Here is a 23,292-nt window from a genome sequence, read left to right as displayed (position 1 = left end):
CTTGTCCTATTAATCAGTTAGTTAAGTAACCCAGTGATTGGGTTCTGTTACTCTAGAGTGAATCCCACTCCCTAATAAGCGGGAAGGTTTTCACCAACACAAAATTTATAGCGGCAAATTATCTTGCTGCCCCTCCCCTTGACTGCTTTCCCCAAACACAGCATTTACCGCAGTGGCCCCTGCCGCTGCCATTTGGGTCATGGCATTGGACGTGGCCTGCATCTGGGTGGCGCTGGTATGGGTGAATTCCCGCACCTGTAATTTAGAAAGTGCGGATAGATCTCGCAGGCCATCAAGGTTTATGCTGGCCGCTGAACTTGAGGTTTTTTGATCAGAGACTTTGGGATCGAGCCGGTCGCGATATGGCGCGGGCTCGATCCCACCAGGTGTGCTATCAGTTTCGTTAGACATATTGTTTCCTTCTCTTAAAATGTTGCTAGGTTTGTAGCCCAATCACTCTAAACAGCAACTTGAGAAAGGTTAATCGGGAAATGTTTCCCACTTCCCTTATAGACGGGTATCAATAAGCTCCTGGGTTCGAGAAAAATTGAGGAGCGATCATGAACCCGTTGAGGAAAAATTGGCTTTTCTTTCTCTCTACAATCGCTCTGATTGGATTGATTATTGACACCTACAAGATACCCAAAAAGCGCCTGCACAGCTTGCGGGAATCCGGCACCTTAACGGTGGCCACGCGAATGAACGGGGTGGGTTGCTATTATCATCGTGATCAACCTGCCGGCTTGGAGTGTGATTTATTACAAGCTTTCGCAGAACATTTAAATGTAGCGATTACATTCAAGACCACCGCCTCAATTAATGAAACTTTAACCCTGCTAACCACCGGGGAGGCGGATATCGCCGCTTCAGACTTAACCCATACCCCCAATCGAGCGCAGCAAGTCACCTTTAGCAGGGCCCTGTTTGAAACCCGTGAAGTACTGGTACAACGTAAAAAAAATGCCTTAACACGGTTTGCCGGACTCAAGGGAAAAACACTCACCATTCACACCGACAGCACCTACCGGGAAGAAATTGAGGCTAAAGCCGCATCACAAAAAATCCCCCTGATCTCACCTGGCAGCGGCAAGAATCAATCCGCGATTACCATTGCCCCAGCGAAGGAAAAAATATCCATCCTTGAGCTGATTGATGCTGTCAGTTTGGGGGAAATCGACTTTACTATCGCTGACGAACATATAGTGAAGGGAGGTAACGGCTACAATAAAAATCTGGATACCTCACTGGTATTCGGCGAACAGCGCAGGATTGCTTTTGCTCTCAGCAAAGATGGCGATGACTCCCTTGTCAACTCCCTAAATCGCTGGCTGGCAAGTGAAGAGGCCCAGGCAATTATTCATCTATTCCTCGCTCGGCTAACAGAGCAGAGAGCAGACCGCCCGCAAAATAATGCCCCGCCCAAAGACACACTGAGCCCCTGGGATAAACTCTTTAAGCGCTACGCCTCCGAGCCCTTCGACTGGGTTTGGCTTGCGGCACAGACCTCAGCAGAGTCCAGCTTTAGGCCCGATGCGGTATCCCACGCGGGGGCCCAGGGCCTAATGCAGCTTATGCCGGAAACCGCCAGGGAGGTGGGGGTAACAGACAGCTTCAACCCGGCACAAAATATCCAGGGCGGGGTGAAATACAACTCAAAGCAATACCAGCGCTGGAAACATTTACCCCAGCGTACCGCCATAGCGTTTACCTTCGCATCTTATAATGCCGGCGCCGGACATGTACTGGATGCCCGGCGGCTAGCGCTACAAGATGGTAGCAACCCCGATCAATGGTTTTCGACAAATAGCCGAAAAGGTGTTGAAGATTATATTGTTTTATTGCGCAAGGCGGAATTTTACAATAATCCAGTGGTGAAATACGGCTACTGTCGCGGCAGCGAAACCCGCCAGTATGTGCGCAAAATATTTCAACAGGAGGCCAGCTACCGGCTTCTGCTAAAAGCAACTCAGGCCAACGGGGAAGCCATTCGCGCTGATAGTGCTACCGCCTCAATTACACCATACCGGTTCTAACTATCAGCAGAGGAAAACCCCATGAGGGATCAAACTTACCTGGATTTTTACTTTAACCCTGAGGGCACAGTAACACGGCAGCAGTTCTGGCTTTTATTCATCCTACCCCTACTCCTCATCCAAACTATCATTCTTTTTATCTTCCAATATGGCAACTTCAATTTTACCGACGGCCTATGGAAAGGCGGAGAGATACTGATGACGGTATTTGGCATACCACTGCAACTGGGATTCATCTGGGTTGTACTGGTCGTCTGCTGTAAACGCCTCTATAGTTCAGGCCTTCCCCGGCGCATGCTAATTGTCGCCCTGCCGGGCATCGGCATCCTATGGTTGTGCGCAGAATTACTTTTTGCCGGCAATAAAGAAAAAAACCTCAACCAGGATACCCCCCCAAAACCAGAAGACACACTATACAAGCACTCCGACATGCAATAAAAGTAGGCGTCCGGCCCAACAGTCGGGCGTTCTACCCGCAATACCAACCTATCCTTGAATTTAAGCCCGCAAAAACCATCAACTCTCAGTGCACGTCCTCTGCCCCTTTGTACAACCTACAGCTCCAATATAGACCACCTCTCTGTGAGACCCACTATCCCGACCGACCCTGCCACTGGTGATCAAAAAAATCTCAAAGAGCTTCGACCTATAGAGTCAGAATCTCCGCTACCAATACCTGAAGGAAACCTATCCCCATTAAAACCAACTTGGCTTATAGGGCAAAATCATTACTCACCCAAAAAAGGAGCTCTAAGCATGCCCGCCATTTATCCAGCAAAAGAAACAGATCCGGAGTCAGAAAAGATAAACAACGAAGAGAACACCATAAAAGCCGATCTAATTATAACAAGTGCCATACTGGGATTTGCCTTAACACGCCACTACCAGGGACAACCCTGTCAATTTGACTACGAACACCCTGAGGAGAGAAAATTTAACGAATGGTCAGAAATCCTCTCCAACAAAGAGGCAGCTGACAACATTGAACTATTTCATGAAATATTAGAGAAATATAAAGGCCCACAAAGTAAAATAGAAGATATCGAAATTTTACTCCCCTTCATGAACATGATGGCCGACAGTGAAAAAAGAAACATTCTAAAAAGCAGCCTCAACGACAAACAAAAAAATCTGGTGGAAAACCTCTCTAAAGATGAATTCAGGAATAAATTGAAGTCTCAAATGGGGTTATACCTAGAGTACCTCAAAGAAATCAAAGATCAGCAAAATTTCTGCCACATAATAAGCACTATATCTCACATAATTGACCACCATGAGCCAGATGCAAGTGACTCCATTCTTGACGGACAATCCCCTCAAGGCAAAGAGGGCGAGCTGATTACCGGAAGGAAAGGCTCGGAAACGAGCCAGGCCAAATTCAGACCCACCCCTATGAGCCTGAGTAAGGCTGCCATGCTGGAAAATGCTCTCGGGGAAAAAGATACAATTTATAGAGGGAGAGGCGCATACACCGGGGTGATAGATGATCCATCATGTGACCATACCAAGGTATACCCCACCGAGCGCATCGTCTACCCCTGCGAAAACGGACCAAAACTTCTAACCAAACCAACTTCCAGGACCCCACAAATTGACGACTCCGACCTGGAAGAACCCCCGCAGGGACTTCAGCTGGATAGTGCAGGACAACAGACCTTTAAAGGCAAACCACTTAACCCTACGCTGGAGGGTGGACTCTGGGGAGTTATCGCTTATCCCGCAACCCTAAATAATGACAACGAAAAAGGTATGGGTCCCATTAATTTGAGTATCCAGCAACTTGATGACTTTGGCACGCAGCACCTAAGAGTCGGTTATGTGCATGGCATGTGCAGCGCTATTGTTCAGTGCAAGCACCTCGGCCCATGGGCGACCCCCTACGAGATGGCCACCGGCACACAAACCACTAAAATGGCATCTTGCTTTGCCTGCACCACCTATATGTACGCGAATGGTTATCCCCCCTCCTCTATTCACCTGGGAAGAGGGGAGTCATGGGTACCACCAAAAGCGGATTATATCCGTATAGAAAAAGACCACAAAGATTCACAGTGTGAAGGCTACCTTTATAGCGGCACCTGCCTGAGTGAGTGGCAAAGAGAAATAGCCAGCTACATTCGCCTGGGAATTAAATGCATGGGAAATAGCAGTGTGGCGGAGCATATAGATAAAAATTACAAGGGTCTTCTCATCGAAGTCATACAGCAAATAAAAACTCTCACCCCATCAAATGGGGTTGACAAGGATACGGAAAATCATAAAGAAATAAGCGAACTATTCCTCGAAGCCCTAACAATGCATAAAAAGGATAGCGATAGAATCGTGGCCGTTTTCAAACCGCTATACGAAAAATATGTTTGCCAGGCAGAATACATGATTTAGTTTATAGTGATTCAGGTTTGATCTGGCAACTGCCCACCTTTAGCAAATATTTCTTAGCAAGCATTCTGCCAGATCCGGCCTGATCAGCTCCGCCAGTGAGGTTTACTCAATCATATCTTGAAATTTTCAGAACATAGAAAACTAGAGGCTAAATGCCCCAGTTACAAAACAAACACCAGACCCCTATGCTCCCCACTTAGGATTTCATCATTTTCACTGGCAAAATCTTGCAAAATCTTGCAAAATACAAGCCTGCGCGGTCCCTTTCAGTAGCTCAACTAAAATTACCACTACCACCCAATAATCGGCCGGTAAATTATTAGTATACGCAGCTATACCCACTTGCACCTTAGTATTAAAGCAAAACTCCAGAAGATAAACCAAATTATTCGATCATTGCCTATCCCCCTCACTTAACAAGCGGTAGCCTGCATAGCTAGGCTTTGCTCCTCTCGCCAAAAACAAGCCATGCTATTTACACCACCAGATACTGCCAGCTATCTGGTCATATTTGCAAGCCACTTCCGATGCATTATTTCCCCTGCCGTGTCAAGGAGATTTTTTTCACCATTGCTTTTCACCTCAAACAAAAAAATTAACAACACAGGCCTCTCACTTTACACACGGGGAAACGTTTCACTCTACGCCAAAAGAGAGAGTTAATCGTACTCTCGTTGCATGTCTTATCTGACAGGGACGACGATATGCAGCAAGAGAACCAAGACCGCTTTCAAAATGCGGATATTGACCACAAGAAGCTACCGGATCTGATGCAGGAACTTATCGATCTGATTGGCTATGCCGATATGTACCTTTTAATTTCCTCATTTGGGGGGCAGGATATTTACATTCCCAAATATCCAAGCAGAAGCAAGCTGGCTGATATGCTCCCCCTTGAGTCTCTACAAATCCTCAGCAACACCTACGGCGGGACTTATCTCACCCTGCCAACCTCACGGCAAATCGATATCCAGGCGCGCAACCATGAGATTTTACGAGCGTTGCAGAATGGGGAGTCTCGATCAGCGGTGGCCAAACGGTTTGGACTGGGCGTCAGGCAGGTAGCGAATATCAAGGCAACAGGCAAAAATAGCGATCACCACTAGAAAATCGCTATTAAAAGCTCTTGCCACGAATAAAGTACGCCAAAACAATGGGATGCCGCGTTATACGGGCTTCAATTTCAGCTGTTTTGTCACCCGGATAAATTGCAAAACTCTCCCACAGGCATGGAGCACCGCTGCCACTGGCCGTGATGCACCGCAGCTGCCGCCGTTAAGGTATACCCGGAGATTTCTGTAAGTAGGATAAAACTGCCCGAATACAACATAAGCACAAATGGCAGCCCCAACCTGACAAAAATGACTAGCGGGTGAAATAAACCCTATTGAAGGGGGGACAAATTAAGCAGCGCCCCAAGTAAAACATTATTTAATCGTCACCACCCTATCGTCAGCAAATTATTGTCACTACCTTTTGAGCTCCCTCTGTTCCACCCCTCGCCGATTTACAACACTCCCGAAATACAAATATTGATATCGATGCCCCTTGGCAACGGGCGGAAAGCCACCATAAAATGAGTTGCGACAAAAACAACAAGGCACTCCACTATGCGGCTAGCCCAGATTCTGGCGGCGACACTGCTCACCGCTACCTCGATTACCACCCAAGCGGTAACACTGATTCACAACTTCTCCGGTTACCAGACCACAGATAAGACCCTACTCCAGTTCAACGCTATGGCCTTTGACCAGGGCAGAGTTTTGGAAACCGGCCCTATGGCGGAACTAGATAAGAAGTACCCGGATGCCGAACGGCTGGATGCCCAAGGGCGAACCCTACTGCCCGGCCTGATTGATGCCCACGGGCATATGTTGGGGCTGGGGCAGCTCAACGGGGCATTGGATCTGCGCGACCAGCCCCTCGGAGCAGTCCTAGCGGCGATTAAACAGCGCGCAGAAGGGTTGGAACCCGGCCAGTGGCTTCTGGGTTGGGGCTGGAACCAGGTAATCTGGCCCGGCAAGCAGTTCCCCACCCGAGCGCAACTGGATGCCCTTGAGGTCGATCATCCCATCTGGCTGCGGCGGGTGGATGGCCACGCAGGCTGGGCCAACTCCAAGGCTCTGCGTCTCGCCGGTATCGACCGGCACACCCAGGCCCCCGAGGGCGGCGAAATTCTGCGAGATAGCGAGGGAGAGCCCTCTGGAGTCCTAATTGACAACGCCATGGGGCTACTACAGCGGGCGATCCCCCCCACCACCCTGACCCAGGAGAAAAAGTCCCTGCAAAACGCCTTTAGCACAGTACTCGCTCTGGGGCTGACCAGCGTGCACGATGCCGGCATCAACGAGCAGACCCTCAAGGCCTATCGGGAGCTGGCACAGGAGAATGCCATCCCCTTACGGATTTACCCCATGCTATCGGTGGACAGTCACAACTATGCCCAGTGGCTGGCGGCGGGCCCCATTGGCACCCCCGAAGCGCGCCTGTATATGCGCAGCATTAAGCTCTCCGCCGATGGCGCCCTGGGCAGCCGTGGTGCGGCCCTACTGGAACCCTATCACGACCGCCCTAGGGAGAAGGGGCTACTGCTCTATCCAGAGAGCAAAATGCTGGCGCTACTGGAGCTGGCCACCGAACATAATTTCCAGGTGAACGTGCATGCAATTGGCGATAGAGCCAACCATATCGTACTCAATCACCTCGAAACCCTGAATAAAAAGGAGAGTCAGAAAGGGCACCGCCACCGGGTCGAGCATGCGCAGGTAATCGGGGTAGAGGATATCCCCCGCTTTGCCCGCCTCAACCTAATCGCCTCTATGCAGCCTACTCACGCCACCAGCGATAAAAATATGGCCGGGGATCGCCTGGGAGAAAAGCGCCTGATCGGCGCCTACGCCTGGCAAACCCTGCTGGAGCAAGGTACCCCCATTGCCGCAGGCTCTGATTTCCCGGTAGAGCCCGCCAATCCCCTCTTCGGCCTACACGCCGCCGTCACCCGCCGCGACCGCCAGGGCAATCCCAGCGCAGGCTGGCGCACTGAAGAGGCCATGACCCTGGAGCAGGCCCTGCGCGCCTTTACCCTGGATGCCGCCTACGCCAGCCACCAGGAAAAAGTGATCGGCAACCTGGAGGCGGGAAAATTCGCCGATTTTATTTTGCTGGATCGGGATATTTTTCAGATAGACCCTCAGGAAATCTGGAAAGCGCAGGTGCTGGAGACCTGGGTTGAAGGCGAACAGGTTTATCGCAAACCCCTGTAGCGACATACCGACTTTAAGATTTATCGCAATCTCAAACCTGCGGATACCGACAAAAAACGGTATCCGCATAAAGCTCAACCGCTGAAACATTCAATATCCCCATAAAATAAGACGTCCATGAAATTGGGATCTCCATCTTTGAAAAAAGCTTCTCACAGCAAATCAAATCATACGGCACTTATCTCTTATATTTCACCTTAACAAAGGTGATTTAGCACACAATTTACCCCAGTCTTGATAGATATGATCAAACTGACCCGCAATTACTCAGGGATTTCCGGCTGAGAAAATCACCGCAAAAGGCCAAGCTCCTACCCGAAAAGTCAAGGACTGATAACGCAATGAAATCAAAGTGGATAATAACAACCTGTATTGCTTCTTTCCTAGGAACTATATTTTTAGCATTTCAACTCAAGTCCAAAGAGATCATCGTAAGTGCGCACTACGAAATGCAGGCCTGTGAGAACTGCGACCATATGACAATTGAGAAAGCAGTAATCCAGACTTTCCAGGAAAGACAATAGTTCCTATAGCAAATGATTTTGATATCGAAAAGGCGATCAATACTACCGACTTAAAAAATCAGAAATTCTGCCTGAGAGGGAGGGCACATATATTCAATTACAACCTATTCAAAATTAGCCCAGACGGAATACGATTCAGCATAACCGCTCAAGAACCCGAGAAGACTTGCGAAGCCATACGCAATTAAAATTATCGATATTTTGCCAGCACCAGCGTATAAAACCCAAGAAGAACCGAATATAAACGCTAAATATTGCATCTCTAAGACAGTTAAACCTTAGTTATCAGCAAACACCTAATACAAGTGTAAAGCAGCCTAAATAAATCAGACAAAAATAATTCCACCTCGACCAAACGACTTAATTAAAAAATAAACAAACCTATATACCCTCTACAACTTATTGGCAACCCAGCCATTCCGAATACCAAGCACTTCAACCACTTTTCCAATTAACCCCACCTACCCCCTCGACAAGCAAAACCCAGAAGGTATTTTGCAGCGCCTGATCATATACCCCAGCACGCATCTCAGTTATACTGAAAAAATAGAAACCCTGATTAGAGATATTTCAGTTGAAAATAAGAAGTAAAGAGGCGTTAGTCGCCCACACAAATCACGAAAACTCAGTAAAGTACCTGTTTTTCTGGGGGCACCAGAAATCTACCCGCGGGATCAGCAAGGGCTGTTTTAGCCAGTGGTATGACTCTCCCTACGAATGTAGCGGCCATCGCTTCATGACGGCCGAACACCATATGATGTACCAAAAAGCCATCTTATTTTCTGATAACGAAGCTGCAACAAAACTTCTCTCCGCAAGCAACCCTGGAGAAGCTAAAGCAATTGGCAGACAAGTGCGCGGGTTTGATCAAGCAAAATGGGACCAATTCAAAGTTGAAATTGTAGTTAGTGCAAATCTAGCCAAATTTGGCAGCAATCCTGAACTGAAGGAGTTCTTACTTAGCACAGGCGAACAGGTTCTTGTTGAGGCCAGCCCTGTAGACAGAATATGGGGTATCGGCCTAGCTGAAGATAATCCCGCCTGTAAAAACCCAAACCTATGGAAGGGCGAAAACCTGCTAGGTTTTGCATTAATGGAGGTGCGCGATCAGCTGGCCCAATAGGCCAGCTGTAATAAAGCCCTTTCAATAACTAGCGTATAACTTGCCAGCAACCTACTGTAGCAACTCTACGATTACAAATAGCGGTGGATGGGTCCAACCCCGTGCTTCTCTATAACAATATTTCGGACACTTTTATGCTGCAATTGCCCTGCAATCACTGTAGCGACCATAAACACAGCTGACTTTTTCACATTTTCGGTTCAGACCTGAGCCCCTAAAAACTCTACCCATCTGATGCTGATTAAACTTTCGGCGTTTCCGGCTGGTAATTGGGATAACTGTAGGTGCACTCTCCTGTGCCTCCTTGCGATCTTAAATTTTCAGTAAGTTTAGTGCTGTCAGTGAATCATTATCACAAAGATTGACAGATTTCTTTCGCACAGATTGACAGGGAGTTAGACCTTTGTGCTGCCTTGCATCTCTAAATAGAAATTCTATTTGAAATATTGACCTATAATACTAGACCATCTTTATAGTATCTAACTCTGTATCCGTAGAATACAGTTGTGCATTTCCTTTTTTATCATCACAGCACTTCGGACAGCTTGAGGGGAAAGCTGTCCGAAGTATAGTTGTTATAAGGCTTATAGCTTAATAGTACTAAAGCCATTTTCTACATACTTGTCTATTACTGCGTAAAGTAAAATTGAACCTACCGTGAGTGCCACCACTGACGGCTTACTATAGATGCCGTAGTTACAGTGACCCGCCATAAAATAGATAATGGCTAGCCCACCAATTAATATTGTTAACCATAACCCTAAAGGAAGTAACCAGTACCAAATTGGACGCTTAAGTTTGAACTTTGTATTACAAGCTGAACAACGAAACCGGCTAAATGGTGATGCAAAGTACCTATACCAGGTAAGAATATTTTCTTTATGGCATTCTGGACACCTCATACGGCCCTCCTTGACTTATACACCCACAGCAGAGGTGACTGAAGCGTAGCGTAGGCCGCCCCGTAGAACCCCGAAGGGGAGGAGCAACCTGCCTGTTTTTGTTAAGCATTTTGTGCAAGCTCTTTGATGTGGTCTAGCTTTACCAGAAAGAACCCGTAAATAGTAATGTCAGCTTCGTATTCTAGTTGATTTTCTGAGATAAACTCTAGTGTAGACATGAGATCACTCAAAATTGGCTTTATAAAATTTGGTTTGTCCATAAGCATTTGCTCCACAAGGTTAATAAAGCTGCTTACCGCATCTGGAGCATCAAACTGATTGAAATCACCTTTCTCAATAAATTGTTTAAAACCAAGCATATAGTATTGAAATGGCTTGATTGGCATAAACCTAAGCTCTGAGGCCCGCTCAATAACACACCGGCGAAAATCCAATTGAACTTGGTCGTTCGTTTTTCCAGCAAAGATTCTGTGCGCATATTCAGAATCGAGGTCATCCCGGTAATTTTCCCAATCACTTTCTGATGGTATATTCATAGTTCTGATACTTCACGTCAAACTCAGCGATACATACTACGGAGAGCGTTTTGCATAAAAACGGAGCGAAGCAGTATGTGTCCGCGTAGATCTTTTGTTAGGAATTTGCATCAGGTTCCACCAAATTTTTTATAACCCATTCCGCCACACACTCTTCTTTAGGAAGCTCAAATTCACAGATCGAACGTCTCCCCAAAAGTATTCTTCAACATTCAAAACATCATTACCTGATATTTCCAAGCCCCAGAATTCATCAAAAGCAGATTCAGATATTATTCCATTTTTAAATATATAGCTTAAAAATTCTGCCCCTTCCCATTGATTCTTAAATTCGGCTTGATGAGAATATTTCACTGCAATTGAATTACGCTTTCGGTGAACCTCTCTGTGATGAGCATGACATGAAGATTTGTAGACTGTTGCTATGGATAATTCGCCTTTCAAATAATCATCGTTTAATAGGTCAATCAATGCTGACTTTGACCGCACTATGTACAACTCACATACCCTAAAAGACATAGCTAACTCTCTTGATGCTTAACACTCAAAGCAGCGACACTCTTAGCGCTCGCTGTCTTTACTTATTAGGGCTCAAAGTTTCTCCGAAGCCCTTTTCCCTAACAACTTGCCAGGAATCATTCATTAGAACCCTCTATACCGCTTCAGTAATTTTACCATTGTATGCCAGTGCGTTCCTTACGGACTAACCTTCATCTTTTGTCAGTTGCGACATAAGCAATTTTGGAATTTTCTTTTTACGAGCAATCATATCTAGGAATTTTTGATCATTGTATACCGCTAGATTTTCTAGTATTTCGACTGGTATAGTTTTGTTCTGCGCTACCCAGAATTTCAGTTCTGGATATTTCTCGATAACATCCTCCCATATTTTTGTGGGAGGCTGGGCGACCTCGCCTAGCCTAGTTATAGCTGGCGTGTACTGAACGACCTACTTGCGCCCTGCCGGCCAACTTTGACTGGCGACTGGCGACTGGCGACTGGCCAATAAATTTAAGAGAAATATCATAGCTTCCCACCAATTAACCGCCTGACTGGCAATCCACAATGGTTCAACTGGCTTTCAGGGATTGCCGACTCAAAACGAAGGAACTTGAACGAAGCAACCATACCAATTCCCTGAAAACCCTCGGGAAAAGTCTGCTCAGATAGAAATTAATGCTTACCTAAACTATAAATCATCTAAAACTTGACCGCCACAATGACACCCTCAGCAAGCGGATGCTTTTTATTTCGCTTTGACTATGCTTATTAAGTGACAGCCACTCGACACAATCAGTTTTCTCACTTTAATTGACCTATCGAATATTTTGGACCTGAAAGTAATTCTTTTGCTTTATCGTTTTGCAAATATTCTTTTATTAACTCCCTAAATGACTCTCCACGTTCATTTATAAAATGATCAAAAGCTGTAAAAATCATATCATATTGCTCAGCGGCAGCATGAAAATCTAAAAAATCAGCCATTGCAGGAGCTAAAATTTCATTTCTTAATGAAGAGATGTAGGGGTATGTCACCCAACATACAGGGTCATTTGGGAAGCACGACCACGATATCAATTCAGGCAGAAAATCTGCATTCTCAGGGTAACCAATTATGACAATATGTTCCGCACTACCAGTATCAAACTTATCCTTTATCTTTGGCAAATCCATTTCTTTATCTTCATTCATACCTTGCTCACTTAACGCCTTACTCCCCGCAGTATGTGTCTGAGTGCGGCAATTTATTAGCTGCGTTTAGACTTAATCCATGCTTTAACAGGCTCAACCCAGTCAGGAAGAGGCCGATAAAACGCTCCGTGTTCTAGTCCAGTGTTAATCTCTAACTCAGAGAATGACTTTAACCCTTGGCTTTTCTTTTCAAGAGACTGACACGAACTTGCTTGATCAGACTTCTCATAAATTGAAAGTACATCGCCATACACTTTAATATCTGTATGGCTTTTAGATACTAAACGACCACAGCCAGCCAAGATAATAGTATCAATAGCCAAGTCTGAAAGCTTATCTGAAGTAAGGCCAGTAATAAAAGCCCCTCTCGAAAAGCCCATAATCACTATATTATTTGGTGAAACCCCATGCTCAACCAACTTTCTAACTTGGCTATTTAACTCATTAGCATATTTATAGGGGTCTGTATTTTTGGGCCTGTGATATGCAACCAAATGGTAGCTTTCATCTGATAGTGATTCTTTAATTTCCGGAAAATCATACAAACCCCAGCCAAACCTATCATTAATAGGTTTAGGATTGTCGCCCTCTACGATATAACCATGAGAATAAAACACATATGTCTCATTAGGATCAATTTTTTCTGGCAACTGGTTATAGATTTCACCTCCTGAGCAGCTCACCGAGATGGCCAGCCCAAGAATTGAAATTATTATAGATTTAATCATATTTACCTTAATCATTAGAGAACTAACGTTCGCAGAGGCCCAACGGGCCGGAGTAAACTGCCTGCATTTATTATTAGCCCAGAGGGCCAACACTTCTTTATATTGCACATTTAATTGACTCGCGCTAAAAATAGGAAGCTACGCGCGCAGGCTATATTCTATAGTATTCTCATGTGAGAAAGTACTTTATTTTTAACTCCTCCTTGGATCGTACTGGAATACCACTATGTACGCCCCTTAAGGTCTCAATTTAAATATTCACCCGGGTTCAATTCAGGTGTATCAACACTTCGGACACTTTTATGCCGCAATTGCCCCGTAATCGCTGTAGCGATCATAAATATAGCTGAATTTTTCACAGCTTCGGTCCAGGCCTAAGCTGCTAAAAACCCTATTCATCAGATACTGGTTGAACTTGCGGCGCTTCCAGCTGGCGATTGAGATAACTGTAGGTGCATCTGTCTGCGTCTCTCTGCGATCTTCAAATTTCAGCAAATTCAGCGCTGTCAGCGATGCATTAACATGAAGGTTTATGGCTTCCTTTCGTACGGATTGGCAGTGAGTTAATCCGGTGTATTGCTTCGCATCCCTGAATAAGAACTCTATTTGAAATCTTGATTTGTAGTACGAGACTAATTTCACTGCATCTAAATTCGTGTCTGTAGAATACAGTAGCGCACTTCCTTTTTTATCGTCATCGATAGGCTTGAGCAGCACCACACGTATGGCGCGCTTTAAAAATTTGGCGTGCACCACCTTCGTGTAAACTTTAACTTGAGCATCAAAAATTCTAGCAAAATCAAAACGGCATAAATCTTCAAGGTCAACTTTTCCGTCAAACCTTTTAGGGCATCCCTGACCGTTGTATTCCCCCTCGTATAGCCACTGCAAATTAGCATCAATCCGTAACTTTCCAACGATATGCATTCCTTCCTGAAGAACTGGGTTAACAAATGCCTTTTTGCTATAAAATGCGTCTGCTGCAAGGTATTTAATCCCAAGATTAAGCAACTTCGGTAGAACTTTGAGAGCATGGCTCACATATTGTTCAACCCTCGATTTTCCTTCTTCATCGATCGTTTGCTGGGAATCTATGGCATAGGCAGTATTTGTCTTCAAGTCGGTGACACTAATCGTAGAGACCTCAAGGCCGCGTTGTGATTCTCCAGCACTGCCGTTATAAAACCACCCTGGGCCATCAGTCTTTTTGCCGGATTTACTGATGAAACTGGCATTAGTAGCGGCAACACATTCACGATTTTCTTGGAATTCGCTGGCAAATAATGTGGTGTTAAACTGGATGAAGTCAAAGTATCTATGTGACCAGCGTCGATAACGCTTCTCACTTGAGGTGCTGAATCTGGCCATATTCAGATAGGTCGCCTTGCCTCGAAAGACCATCAGCACCGACAATAGAGTCATCATAAATTTCTGCTGGGGCTTACCAACACTGGACATTTTGGCAAAAACTGTTTTAATTGTATCTTCCATGGGCGGTTACTGCGTTAATCAGATTTCGTAAACCTTATTCTCGCAGTCTCCGCCCATGGATTCCAGCACCACGCCCCCAATTTGCCCCTCAAAAGTGTCCGAAGTGTTGTTTCATCAAACAGCTCAGAAAAGTGTGTCTCCACTCGCTCGTAGGGGATCAGCTGAAATATCGACATGTAAACCGCATTAGCTTTGACTCTGGCGCCATACTGCGTTGAACGCGTGACCTTTTGGGGAAAGTCTGCCACAAATCTTCGGCCGCTTTCATCAATTAAAACCTGCGCCCGATATTCTGTAACGCTTCGTGATATTCGAATATCAAATACCTGACGAGATTCATAACCGCCATCTGTGTAGGTGCCTTTCGGCAAAGTCCAGCGATCAAGCTTGATGAGGCAGGCTTTATCAGGATCTTCCACAGGTTCGAGATTTTTACCTGGATGTCCAGGCTGGCCACCACGAGGTTTATTGCTTTTTGTCTGTGGCTTTTTCTCTCGATTGGGATCGCTAGCGGGCGGTTTGTTACTATTGAGGCTATTTAAACCCAAACGATCCGAGAGCATCTTGACAACAATCAGCAGCATTTTTACAGACGCTTTTAGTGCGGGGGAAGCGCTGGCATCATTCGCTAGCAATTCCTCAGCTTCTTTTACGGCCTGATTAATGTCAACTGAATTTGTCATGGGCAACAGCATACCTTGGTAATATGGCAGTATTATCGCACAATTCATCTTTGCTGTATGACCTGTAGCTGTTTTTTTCTTGCCGGGCTAGGCGGGAGATTTCCTGAGGCGTGCTGGTTTATGGCAGAATTGCTCAGCTTGTTTGGCGGTGGCTGGCGGGGGAGTTGTGCTAATTTTCCCGAAAAGCTCGCTGAATAGTTACAAAAAATCAATCTCCGCCACAAGATTGTTAATCGAATGCAGTGGGGAGTAAAGCACCCCAAGACGGATGAGTTAGAAGATGATTGGGATCATGTTGCTGTTGTGATGCACCATTCTGGAAATAGGGGGGAGAAAGATCCAAAAAAGATCGAGTCGAGACACATGATAAGTAACTCATGGAGTGATGTTGGCTACCATTATCTGATACATCCGGATGGTAAAATTTATGAAGGAAGAAAAATATATCATAAGGGTGCACATGTTGCGGGAGCCAATACCGGAAAAATTGGCATTCTCCTTATGGGTGACTACAATGAGCAAATATGGGACCTTTTTGATGACAGCTTATCGGGAAAACATATTTCAGTCGCCAATGACTTGATAAAAACCTTGATATGTAACTTTCCTTGCATTAGAACATTGGGAGGTCATAAAGAATTTCTTCCAGGTAAAGGGTATTCATGTCCTGGTAATCTTATAATGGGAGAACTGGATACCATGAGGAAAAAGCATGGCCTCACTAAACCCTAGAATCGCCATATCTGTTATAGTTATTTCCATCCTTTTGTTATTAATAAAGCTCTTTACGACTGTTATAATTCTAGCTGACGACCCTACAAGCTTTCTGGTCCTTAGATTTGAACCATCTCTAGAAAGTAAGATACTACTCTCATCAATAGATACAGATGAGTATGTAGTCCTGCTCTCAGATGAAAATGGTTTTATTGGGCAGAACATTTACACCATTGTCACAAGCTATCTGTGGTGGATAGCCCTGATACTTTCAACTATATATGCTTTTTCCTGTATAAAATCACTAAAAAATCAGGTAAGCAGGGCGCCGTGACCGGCGCCTCTTTTTGCACGAGCATCAGGCATGACTCTTATTAACTCAGCGGACGAGCAGCTCTGCTATACTGCGTGCTCGGTTGACTCGCATCGGAATTAAATTGCTATGCGGGCGGGATTTTTTTGTAGTACTCTCACATGAGAAAGTGCTTTGTTTTTTAGATCCTCCTTTGGTCGGACTGGTATACCACTGCACCCATTTTTAAATGGTCATAATTCAAATACTCATCTGGCTTTAACTCAGATAAATATGGTGGTAAATAATATCTTTTTGTCTCATTTTCATGCTTTGCCAGTCAATTTTTAACGATTCGTGCATGATGCACCCTAAGATTACTCAGGATGAGGTAAGCTTTACAGCCCACTGTCTTGATCGGACTATCAGCGCTCTACCTCCTTCGCAATTTTGAAAGCACACTATTCCTTGATTGATAATCTCAGATATCCTGCATTCAACTCTGAAGTGCATCACTCTTTAGGCTGCTGCGGCAGCCGTATATTCTCCCATGACTTGTTTCGAGGCCTTATAGCCCGGCACCTTTCTCGGGCGATTATTTAAACGCTCAATAACTGCTTCGACATCTGCTTGGCCCACAAGCTTGAAATCAGTCTATTTCGGAAAGTGCTGACACAGTAGGCCATTAGTATTCTCATTTAGCCCCCCCCAAGATGAGTACGGATATGCAAAATAGGCCTTCGCATCCAGAGCCTCACTAATCTTCTCGTGCAGTGCAAACTCTTTGTCGTTATCGGCGGTAATCGTGTGTACGAAATCCCTGTATGGCTCAAGTAATGCAATGGTAGCTTGAGTAACCAACTCTGCTGTCTTACGTTTAACCTGCTGAGAGAGGGTAAATTTACTCTTACGATCTACAATGGTGACCAGAGCACTGCTATGGCCTTTACCTATAACGGTATCAACTTCCCAGTCTCCTATGCGCAATTTATCATCGACAACCTGTGGGCGCTCTTTGATACTGATGGCGTTCTTGATGTGTCCTCGAGTTGACTTTCCATTGGCCCGCTTGTTGTAGGGCCTATCCCGACGCCGTAAATTCTCGTAAAGGGTCCCTCCACGCTGCTTATCTGCCCAGATATACAAGTAGATAGTTTCATAGCTAATGGACTGGCCTTCTTCCCGGTCTAGCCAGCCGGAAATTTGCTCTGGGCCCCACTGTAGTTTCAGTTTTCTCTCTATCAGAGCAATAGCCTTGGGTAGTATCTTTGTTGATCTTCCTGCCTGCCTACGCCGCTCTTCAGTCGTCTGCTGAGCTTGCTTATAGAGGTAGCCTTTTCCGCCTCGATTACGAGCGAGCTCTCTGCTGATTGTAGGCCGGCTAACACCAACCTCCCTGGCAATTGCCCTCTGACTCCAATCACTTTTCTTTAGCGTCCAAATCTGACATCGTTGCTCTTCGGTCAGCTGTCGGTAACGTTTTGTCATCACTTAATCTCTTGACGGAGAAGAAGCGGCAGATGTTACCTTCAGCTGACCGTTCTTTTCCAGATGATTAACTGATGCACTTCAGAGTTGAATGCAGGTTATTATAAAAACCCCAAAATTAATCCATATGCCCAGGCCCCACGATGAAAAAGATTAAACTGATGCTTGCTGCTCTATCCCTCACAGGCTGTGCCCAGGGTCATATCGACATTCTAAAGCAAGATGGTGAAGTAATTGGGTCTTGCTCAGCAGAATTCTACCTTCACTGGCACGGCGCTCAAGATTCTGTGAATTATATCCTCAACCTTTGCGCACAAGAGGCCATGGCAAGGGGATTGAAGATTTCTGATGAATCAATCCTTGCAAATGATTACACCCTGCCAGAGTCACCTCAAGGTTACAACTGGAGTAAGAAACTAGCCAAAGAATATTTCTCCAACAGACAAATTACAGAAGAGAAGCTTGGATATATTTTAGCGGCTATTGAGCTCGACTATCAGGCAAAATTGGACTCCGCTCAAGAACGCAAATCGCGCTCGGAGATTACCCAAATCGAGTACGAAAAGCTTATAAGCGAAGCCAAACAGACATTTGAAGGTGAATAAGTATAGCGATACCCCTTGCCGAACAACTCCCTATTGTGCGGCAAAATACTTACTAAGGAGCCTCTGAACAACTCCGTGATGCCTCTGGCTTACAGAGCGGTTCACGCACAATCAAGGCGCTGGATAATCCTCCAACAATCCAGACAAAACCGCCTGCAAGGGCTTTAATTCAGTTTCAAAGCACTTCCACTGCTCTGTACCATTACGGTAAATAGGCTGGCGCACCTGCTCTGCACTAGGGGTGCGTACGGCACGTCCTGTGCGGTGAAATTGCAGGCACTCCTCTGCAAAAGGAAGACCGCAGTAATCCAGTAAGCGGCGCACCTGTCCCTCCAGGTCCTCTACTACCGATTCGTAGTGTACCCGCAGCACTTTACCGGGCAACACTTCATCCCAGTGAGCCATCAAGCGGACATAATCCCGATAGTACTCACCAATCGACTCCAGGCCATAGCTAAACTCCTGCCCCTCGGCAAACAGCTGCTTGAAACCACTAAAACAGCAGGCTACAGGATGGCGGCGAGCATCAATAATTTTTGCATTGGGAAGAGCCAGCTGGATTAAACCAATATGACGAAAATTGTTCGGCATTTTGTCAATAAAAAATGCCGCTTTACCACGATGTATTGCCGTCTCTTCAATATAACGCCGCCCCATTTGTTTCAACTGCTCGCCACTGAGATCTTGCAGTATCGCCGGGTAGCGGGGCTCGTCGTCAGTTCGACGGCGACCATCCAGGCGGCGCGCAGAGGCCATAATATTGTGCAGCTCAAAAGTACCATCTACTTGCGGGTGAGAGGCGAGAATCTGCTCCAGCAGTGTGGAACCCGCACGAGGCATCCCCACAATAAAAATGGGGTCCGGCGCATCAAAACCGGAGCCTCGGCTTTCAGCAAACAACTCTTTAGGGCAGTGGGCGATCTGTAGATCGATATCTCTTCGATTTTCCTCAATAGCGTAGCGACATTCCTGCTGCTTTAGCTCGTTACCTTTCTTATACCAAGAAAACGATTCCGCATACTGGGCGCGATCCTCAAATGCCTTACCCAAAGCAAAACAAAGGTGATAACGATCCTCCCGCGCAGTGGAGGTCAAGCCTTGCAATTCTTGCATTCGCTCAATTTCGGCATCACCAAAGCAGTAAGTTTTCATATTCGCCAGGCTCCAGTAGGCATCGCCAAAATCCGGTTTGACCCGGTAGGCCGTCCGGTAGGCCTCAATCGCCTCAGCGGGCTCACCGATGGTTTTTAGCGCGTGCCCCCGTTGCAACTGCACACCGTACAAATCCGCCGACTCAGCCAAAACCTGGTTATAAATCTGCAAAGCAGTCCGATAGTCTCCAACCATAGCGCTTTGGGTGGCGAAGAGAATATCGCTCTGCTGTCCGCCCTGCCCACTCCGCAGCAATCGAGCCTGCTCCAGGGCAGCAGCAAACTTCTGGCGCCGGCGCAATACGCCAATATAATCAAAGCGAGCCCGATGAAAATCGGGGTTCATCTCCAGACAACTCTCCAGCAGGAAGTCCGCATCATCGAGCACCCCCAACTCTGCACCGATCAGCGCCAACAGGCGCATGGCTTCCGGGTGATGCTTATTTTTTTGTAAGAAATTCCGACAGAGCTGCTCGGCCTTATGCAGCTTCTTCTCATACAATAGACTTGCCGCACTCAGCAGTACCGGAGGTAAATTTTGCAGGTGCTGGAATTGGCGCAGGGCCTGCTCGGCATCAGACGCCCTGCCCTGCGCACGCAGCCCCAAGGCCAACCCTCTCCAGCTAGCATGCAAGGCCGGGTTTAGCTCCAGCGCACGCCGATACGCCCCAACCTGCTCCGGCAGCTTTTTCTGCTGAGCGAAATTGTGCCCCTGCTCCTGATAAGCCCGGGCATAAGAGCTGTCCAGCTCAAGCAGCTTTTGAATTGCCTCTTGAGCGGCATCGACACATCCCAAATATCTGAGACTTACTGCCAACAAGTAAAAGCTCTCAACATCTTCTGGAAAATGCTCCAGCCGCTGCTTCGCCAACTCGACAGCACTGGAAAAATCCCGCCCCTTTAATGAGGCGCGCACTTTCTGCGTGAGGTCTGCCTGAAGTATTTCAGATGGGGAGTTGTTGGGCTTCACTGACAAGGGAAAACTCTCATTAACCGATAGATTACGACAGGGGCGCACTGGCGCCCCACTCAAACTGCCCCCTTCACCACTACATGATCAAGGGGGGCTACCCGTCAGAAATCGTAAGATACGCGCACCCCCACGGTGCGGGGGCGGTTGGTGGTAATTCGCTTTGAATTATCCAGAGTATTAATAAACAACTCCGCGCGCTCATCGGTGAGGTTTTCCACATAGAGCTCTGCGCCCCAGTGGGTTTCACTCAGACCAAAAGAGGCATCCGCTGTAGTGTAAGCACTCTGCTTGTAGCGATCATTTGGATCGATCACGATAGAGCTCCAAGCCTCATCACTATAGGCAATGCCCGCCTGCCAGTAAGCATCAAACCCAGCCAGCGCCCACTCGTAGCGAGCGCGCAGGTTAAATTGTAAAGGCGGAGACAGGGCCAGCTCACTGCCTTCCGGGGCCACATTGGCCGCGCTATCAGGAACCCTGGTGATTTCAGTATCGTTGTAAGACACAGCACCAATCAACTGCAAGTTGTCCGTCGGCAGCCAGGTAACATCCGCTTCAATACCGCGAATTTCCGCATCCAGGGCATTATCCAGGTAAAACAGGAAATAGACATCGGGGTCGAACACTGCGGTCTGGATATCACTCCACTCTACATAGTAAATACTGCCGTTAAATTGCAGGCTGTGGTCCAGCAGTGTAGTTTTCCAGCCCGCTTCGTAATTATCGACGGTATCTGTAGTAATCGTGTAGGGCACCGTAGTTACTTCATTACCGTTGCCACCGCCGCGATTGTAAGCGGGCGGACGGAAGCCCTCTGAATAGGTGGCATACAACAACATATCATCGGTGGGTATATAGCTCAGGGTAAACTTGCCAATAACACCGCTTTCATTCATCGGCACATCAATGCCCGCCTCTTCCCACTTGGAGTCGAGGTTATCGCCATACTTATCGACGTCGACTCCAGCAGCATTGCCAAATGAGGAATTGGCAGAGCCCAGCAATTTCACGTCGATATCATAATGACGCAGGCCGACAGTGGCGCTGAGCTGCTCGCTGATGTCATAAGTCAGCTCGCCAAAAAAGGCCAGCTGCTCTTCCCGACGGGTAATATCATTGAAAAATGCCACGCCCGCCGGGCGTGCGCTGGTATCGATCGCAGTAGATTTAACCGGATCAGTTGTATCTGGTGACCAGCCGCGCGGGTAGTTTTCCGGGAACCCCAAATCAATAATGGAGTTGTAGACGAAGTTACCCCGGTCAAGGATTTCAATATCTTCGTAGAAAACACCCGCAGTCAGGCGCAATGGATTTTCCTGGGGCGTGGAGAGGCGCAACTCGTGGCTAGTGCGGGTATTTTCTACCGTACCTACATAGCCTTTGGTGGGGTCGTAGCAGGTATCCACATAATTACAGGTGTAGTAGGCCACATAATTACCGACATCGTTATAACCGGTGTAATCCATAGACTGCTCTACCTCGCGATCGAGATAAGCACCGGTATAAACCACATCCAAAGCCGCAATACGCCCCTCCAGAGTCCAGCTTGTCAGGTCGAAGCTATCTTCCAGGGAGTCTTCGAAATAGCGGTGTACCTCCAGGTCCCCCACTTCATCGGGGTCGTGATCGAATACACCATCAGCCTCCAGGTCCTGATGGGTGTGCTGCACCAACAGTGACCAGTCATCGCTAATTACGTAGTTGATACCAAAGCGAACGCCTCTATAGCTGGAATCATTAAAATCTTCCTCCAGTAAATCTTCGTTGCTGGCACTCACAACCGGTAGGTCTTGCCACGCCGGGTTAACAGAAGCATCCGGGGTATAAGTGCCGGGCACATTATCGATATAGCCCCCCTCATTGGACTGATAGGCGGCCATACGCACGGCCAACTTATCCTCAATCAAAGGCAGATTGATCATAGCTTCCAGGCTGTCAGACAACTCACCACCTTTGGTGGTCGCCAGTCCCGCCTCAATACTGAGGTCAAACTGATCCAACTGCGGCTTGTTGGTGATCAGTCGCACAGTGCCCGCCTGGGAGCTTGCACCAAACAAAGTGCCCTGGGGACCTTTCAAGACTTCAACCCGCTCAATATCGGTCACATAAACATCCAGGTTTCTGCCACCGATACTCACCGGCGATTCATCCAGATAGAGGGCAACATTGGGGGCAGTGCCATTGGCTTGGGACAGCTGGGTAGCAATAGTTTCAGTGGCCATACCGCGAATATAAATGGAAGACTGCCCGGGGCCCCGCCCCCCGGCGGTCACATTGGGCATAAAGCGGATATAGTCATCAAAGTTGGAAACATTGAGATTCTCCAGACTCTCTTCGCCCAGAGCTTGAACTGCCACCGGAATATCCTGTGCACTCTCCGCACGCTTGGTGGCTGTAACCGTTACCTCCTCGATTTGCCTCGGCTCGGCAAATGTCGGCTGGCTACCCAATACGACTGCACCTGTGGCTACTATGGCGCTGTGCAACTTACTTTTATCAAACACAGAATTCTCCTTGTGTTCATTTTGATTCTGATTCCATCCGATGCCCCGGGGCTCTGGGCCCCTGCAGCAAACCACCCATTTACTTAGTGCTGTAATTATTTACCAGAGTCTATGACGCTTAAAAAACGCCAAAATAAACGGGGCTATCCAACTCAGAAGGGTAAAATCGCAGAAAAGTAAGCTGCTCGGTACAAATTTTGGACGGAAT

Annotated in this window: 18 protein-coding genes and 1 pseudogene; 9 read left to right on the top strand and 10 right to left on the bottom strand. The window is 46.9% G+C overall.

All coding sequences use genetic code 11. The annotated features are described in order from the left end of the window. Positions 1-105: 105 nt before the first annotated feature. Complete coding sequence (locus tag ACJJIF_RS02525; RefSeq protein ID WP_444930672.1) at positions 106-411, bottom strand: hypothetical protein; 306 nt, start codon at positions 409-411, stop codon at positions 106-108. A 149-nt stretch (positions 412-560) separates the two neighbouring features. Here ACJJIF_RS02525 and ACJJIF_RS02520 point away from each other — a divergent pair, with 149 nt between their 5' ends. From ACJJIF_RS02520 to ybiA, 6 genes are all read left to right on the top strand, one after another. Next, on the top strand, positions 561-2,033 hold the full coding sequence (locus ACJJIF_RS02520; protein ID WP_444930671.1) for an MltF family protein: 1,473 nt from the start codon (positions 561-563) through the stop codon (positions 2,031-2,033). A 21-nt stretch (positions 2,034-2,054) separates the two neighbouring features. Beyond that, a complete protein-coding gene (locus ACJJIF_RS02515; protein ID WP_444930670.1) occupies positions 2,055-2,471 on the top strand; it encodes a DUF805 domain-containing protein in 417 nt (138 codons plus the stop codon). 318 nt (positions 2,472-2,789) lie between these two features. Then, entirely contained in the window at positions 2,790-4,415 is a 1,626-nt protein-coding gene (locus ACJJIF_RS02510) for a hypothetical protein (RefSeq protein ID WP_444930669.1), read from the top strand. Between the two features lie 704 nt (positions 4,416-5,119). Next, a complete protein-coding gene (locus tag ACJJIF_RS02505) occupies positions 5,120-5,521 on the top strand; it encodes a helix-turn-helix domain-containing protein (RefSeq protein ID WP_444930668.1) in 402 nt (133 codons plus the stop codon). A 504-nt stretch (positions 5,522-6,025) separates the two neighbouring features. After that, positions 6,026-7,678, top strand: coding sequence for an amidohydrolase (locus ACJJIF_RS02500; protein ID WP_444930667.1), 1,653 nt, complete (start codon positions 6,026-6,028; stop codon positions 7,676-7,678). 1,098 nt (positions 7,679-8,776) lie between these two features. Beyond that, complete coding sequence (gene ybiA, locus ACJJIF_RS02495) at positions 8,777-9,325, top strand: riboflavin biosynthesis intermediates N-glycosidase (protein ID WP_444930666.1); 549 nt, start codon at positions 8,777-8,779, stop codon at positions 9,323-9,325. A 1,003-nt stretch (positions 9,326-10,328) separates the two neighbouring features. On the opposite strand, the gene ACJJIF_RS02490 is transcribed toward ybiA, so the two are convergent. From ACJJIF_RS02490 to ACJJIF_RS02465, 6 genes are all read right to left on the bottom strand, one after another. Next, positions 10,329-10,763: a hypothetical protein gene (locus ACJJIF_RS02490; RefSeq protein WP_444930665.1), complete on the bottom strand. Its 435-nt coding sequence runs from the start codon at positions 10,761-10,763 to the stop codon at positions 10,329-10,331. Positions 10,764-10,892: 129 nt separating this feature from the next. Next, positions 10,893-11,282 carry a hypothetical protein gene (locus tag ACJJIF_RS02485; RefSeq protein ID WP_444930664.1) on the bottom strand — a complete coding sequence of 130 codons (390 nt, stop codon included), beginning with the start codon at positions 11,280-11,282 and terminating at the stop codon, positions 10,893-10,895. 783 nt (positions 11,283-12,065) lie between these two features. After that, positions 12,066-12,455, bottom strand: coding sequence for a hypothetical protein (locus ACJJIF_RS02480; RefSeq protein WP_444930663.1), 390 nt, complete (start codon positions 12,453-12,455; stop codon positions 12,066-12,068). 56 nt (positions 12,456-12,511) lie between these two features. After that, the gene (locus ACJJIF_RS02475) at positions 12,512-13,291 is read right to left on the bottom strand and encodes a hypothetical protein (RefSeq protein WP_444930662.1); all 780 of its coding nucleotides are present in this window, start codon (positions 13,289-13,291) and stop codon (positions 12,512-12,514) included. Between the two features lie 192 nt (positions 13,292-13,483). Then, on the bottom strand, positions 13,484-14,674 hold the full coding sequence (locus ACJJIF_RS02470) for a transposase (protein ID WP_444930661.1): 1,191 nt from the start codon (positions 14,672-14,674) through the stop codon (positions 13,484-13,486). A 14-nt stretch (positions 14,675-14,688) separates the two neighbouring features. Then, the gene (locus ACJJIF_RS02465; RefSeq protein WP_444930660.1) at positions 14,689-15,357 is read right to left on the bottom strand and encodes a DUF6444 domain-containing protein; all 669 of its coding nucleotides are present in this window, start codon (positions 15,355-15,357) and stop codon (positions 14,689-14,691) included. A gap of 237 nt (positions 15,358-15,594) precedes the next feature. Here ACJJIF_RS02465 and ACJJIF_RS02460 point away from each other — a divergent pair, with 237 nt between their 5' ends. Then, positions 15,595-16,089 (top strand): N-acetylmuramoyl-L-alanine amidase, encoded by a 495-nt coding sequence (locus ACJJIF_RS02460; RefSeq protein WP_444930659.1) that lies wholly within the window; start codon positions 15,595-15,597, stop codon positions 16,087-16,089. Next, entirely contained in the window at positions 16,070-16,405 is a 336-nt protein-coding gene (locus ACJJIF_RS02455) for a hypothetical protein (protein ID WP_444930658.1), read from the top strand. The genes ACJJIF_RS02460 and ACJJIF_RS02455 overlap by 20 nt, the downstream gene beginning before the upstream one ends. Before the next feature lie 477 nt (positions 16,406-16,882). On the opposite strand, the pseudogene ACJJIF_RS02450 reads toward ACJJIF_RS02455, so the two are convergent. Then, positions 16,883-17,851, bottom strand: a pseudogene (locus tag ACJJIF_RS02450) (IS30 family transposase). 143 nt (positions 17,852-17,994) lie between these two features. On the opposite strand from ACJJIF_RS02450, the gene ACJJIF_RS02445 reads away from it, so the two are divergent. Beyond that, positions 17,995-18,456, top strand: coding sequence for a hypothetical protein (locus ACJJIF_RS02445; RefSeq protein WP_444930657.1), 462 nt, complete (start codon positions 17,995-17,997; stop codon positions 18,454-18,456). 111 nt (positions 18,457-18,567) lie between these two features. Here the strand turns inward: ACJJIF_RS02445 and ACJJIF_RS02440 are convergent, their stop codons facing one another. Beyond that, on the bottom strand, positions 18,568-20,577 hold the full coding sequence (locus tag ACJJIF_RS02440) for a tetratricopeptide repeat-containing sulfotransferase family protein (RefSeq protein WP_444932306.1): 2,010 nt from the start codon (positions 20,575-20,577) through the stop codon (positions 18,568-18,570). Positions 20,578-20,681: 104 nt separating this feature from the next. Next, on the bottom strand, positions 20,682-23,084 hold the full coding sequence (locus ACJJIF_RS02435) for a TonB-dependent receptor (protein ID WP_444930656.1): 2,403 nt from the start codon (positions 23,082-23,084) through the stop codon (positions 20,682-20,684). Positions 23,085-23,292: the final 208 nt, after the last annotated feature.

The sequence above is a fragment of the Microbulbifer regidiadema (SeqCode) genome (assembly GCF_052467605.1).
The sequence above is the reverse complement of the archived record's forward strand: the minus strand, read 5'-3'. Positions and strand labels throughout refer to the sequence as shown.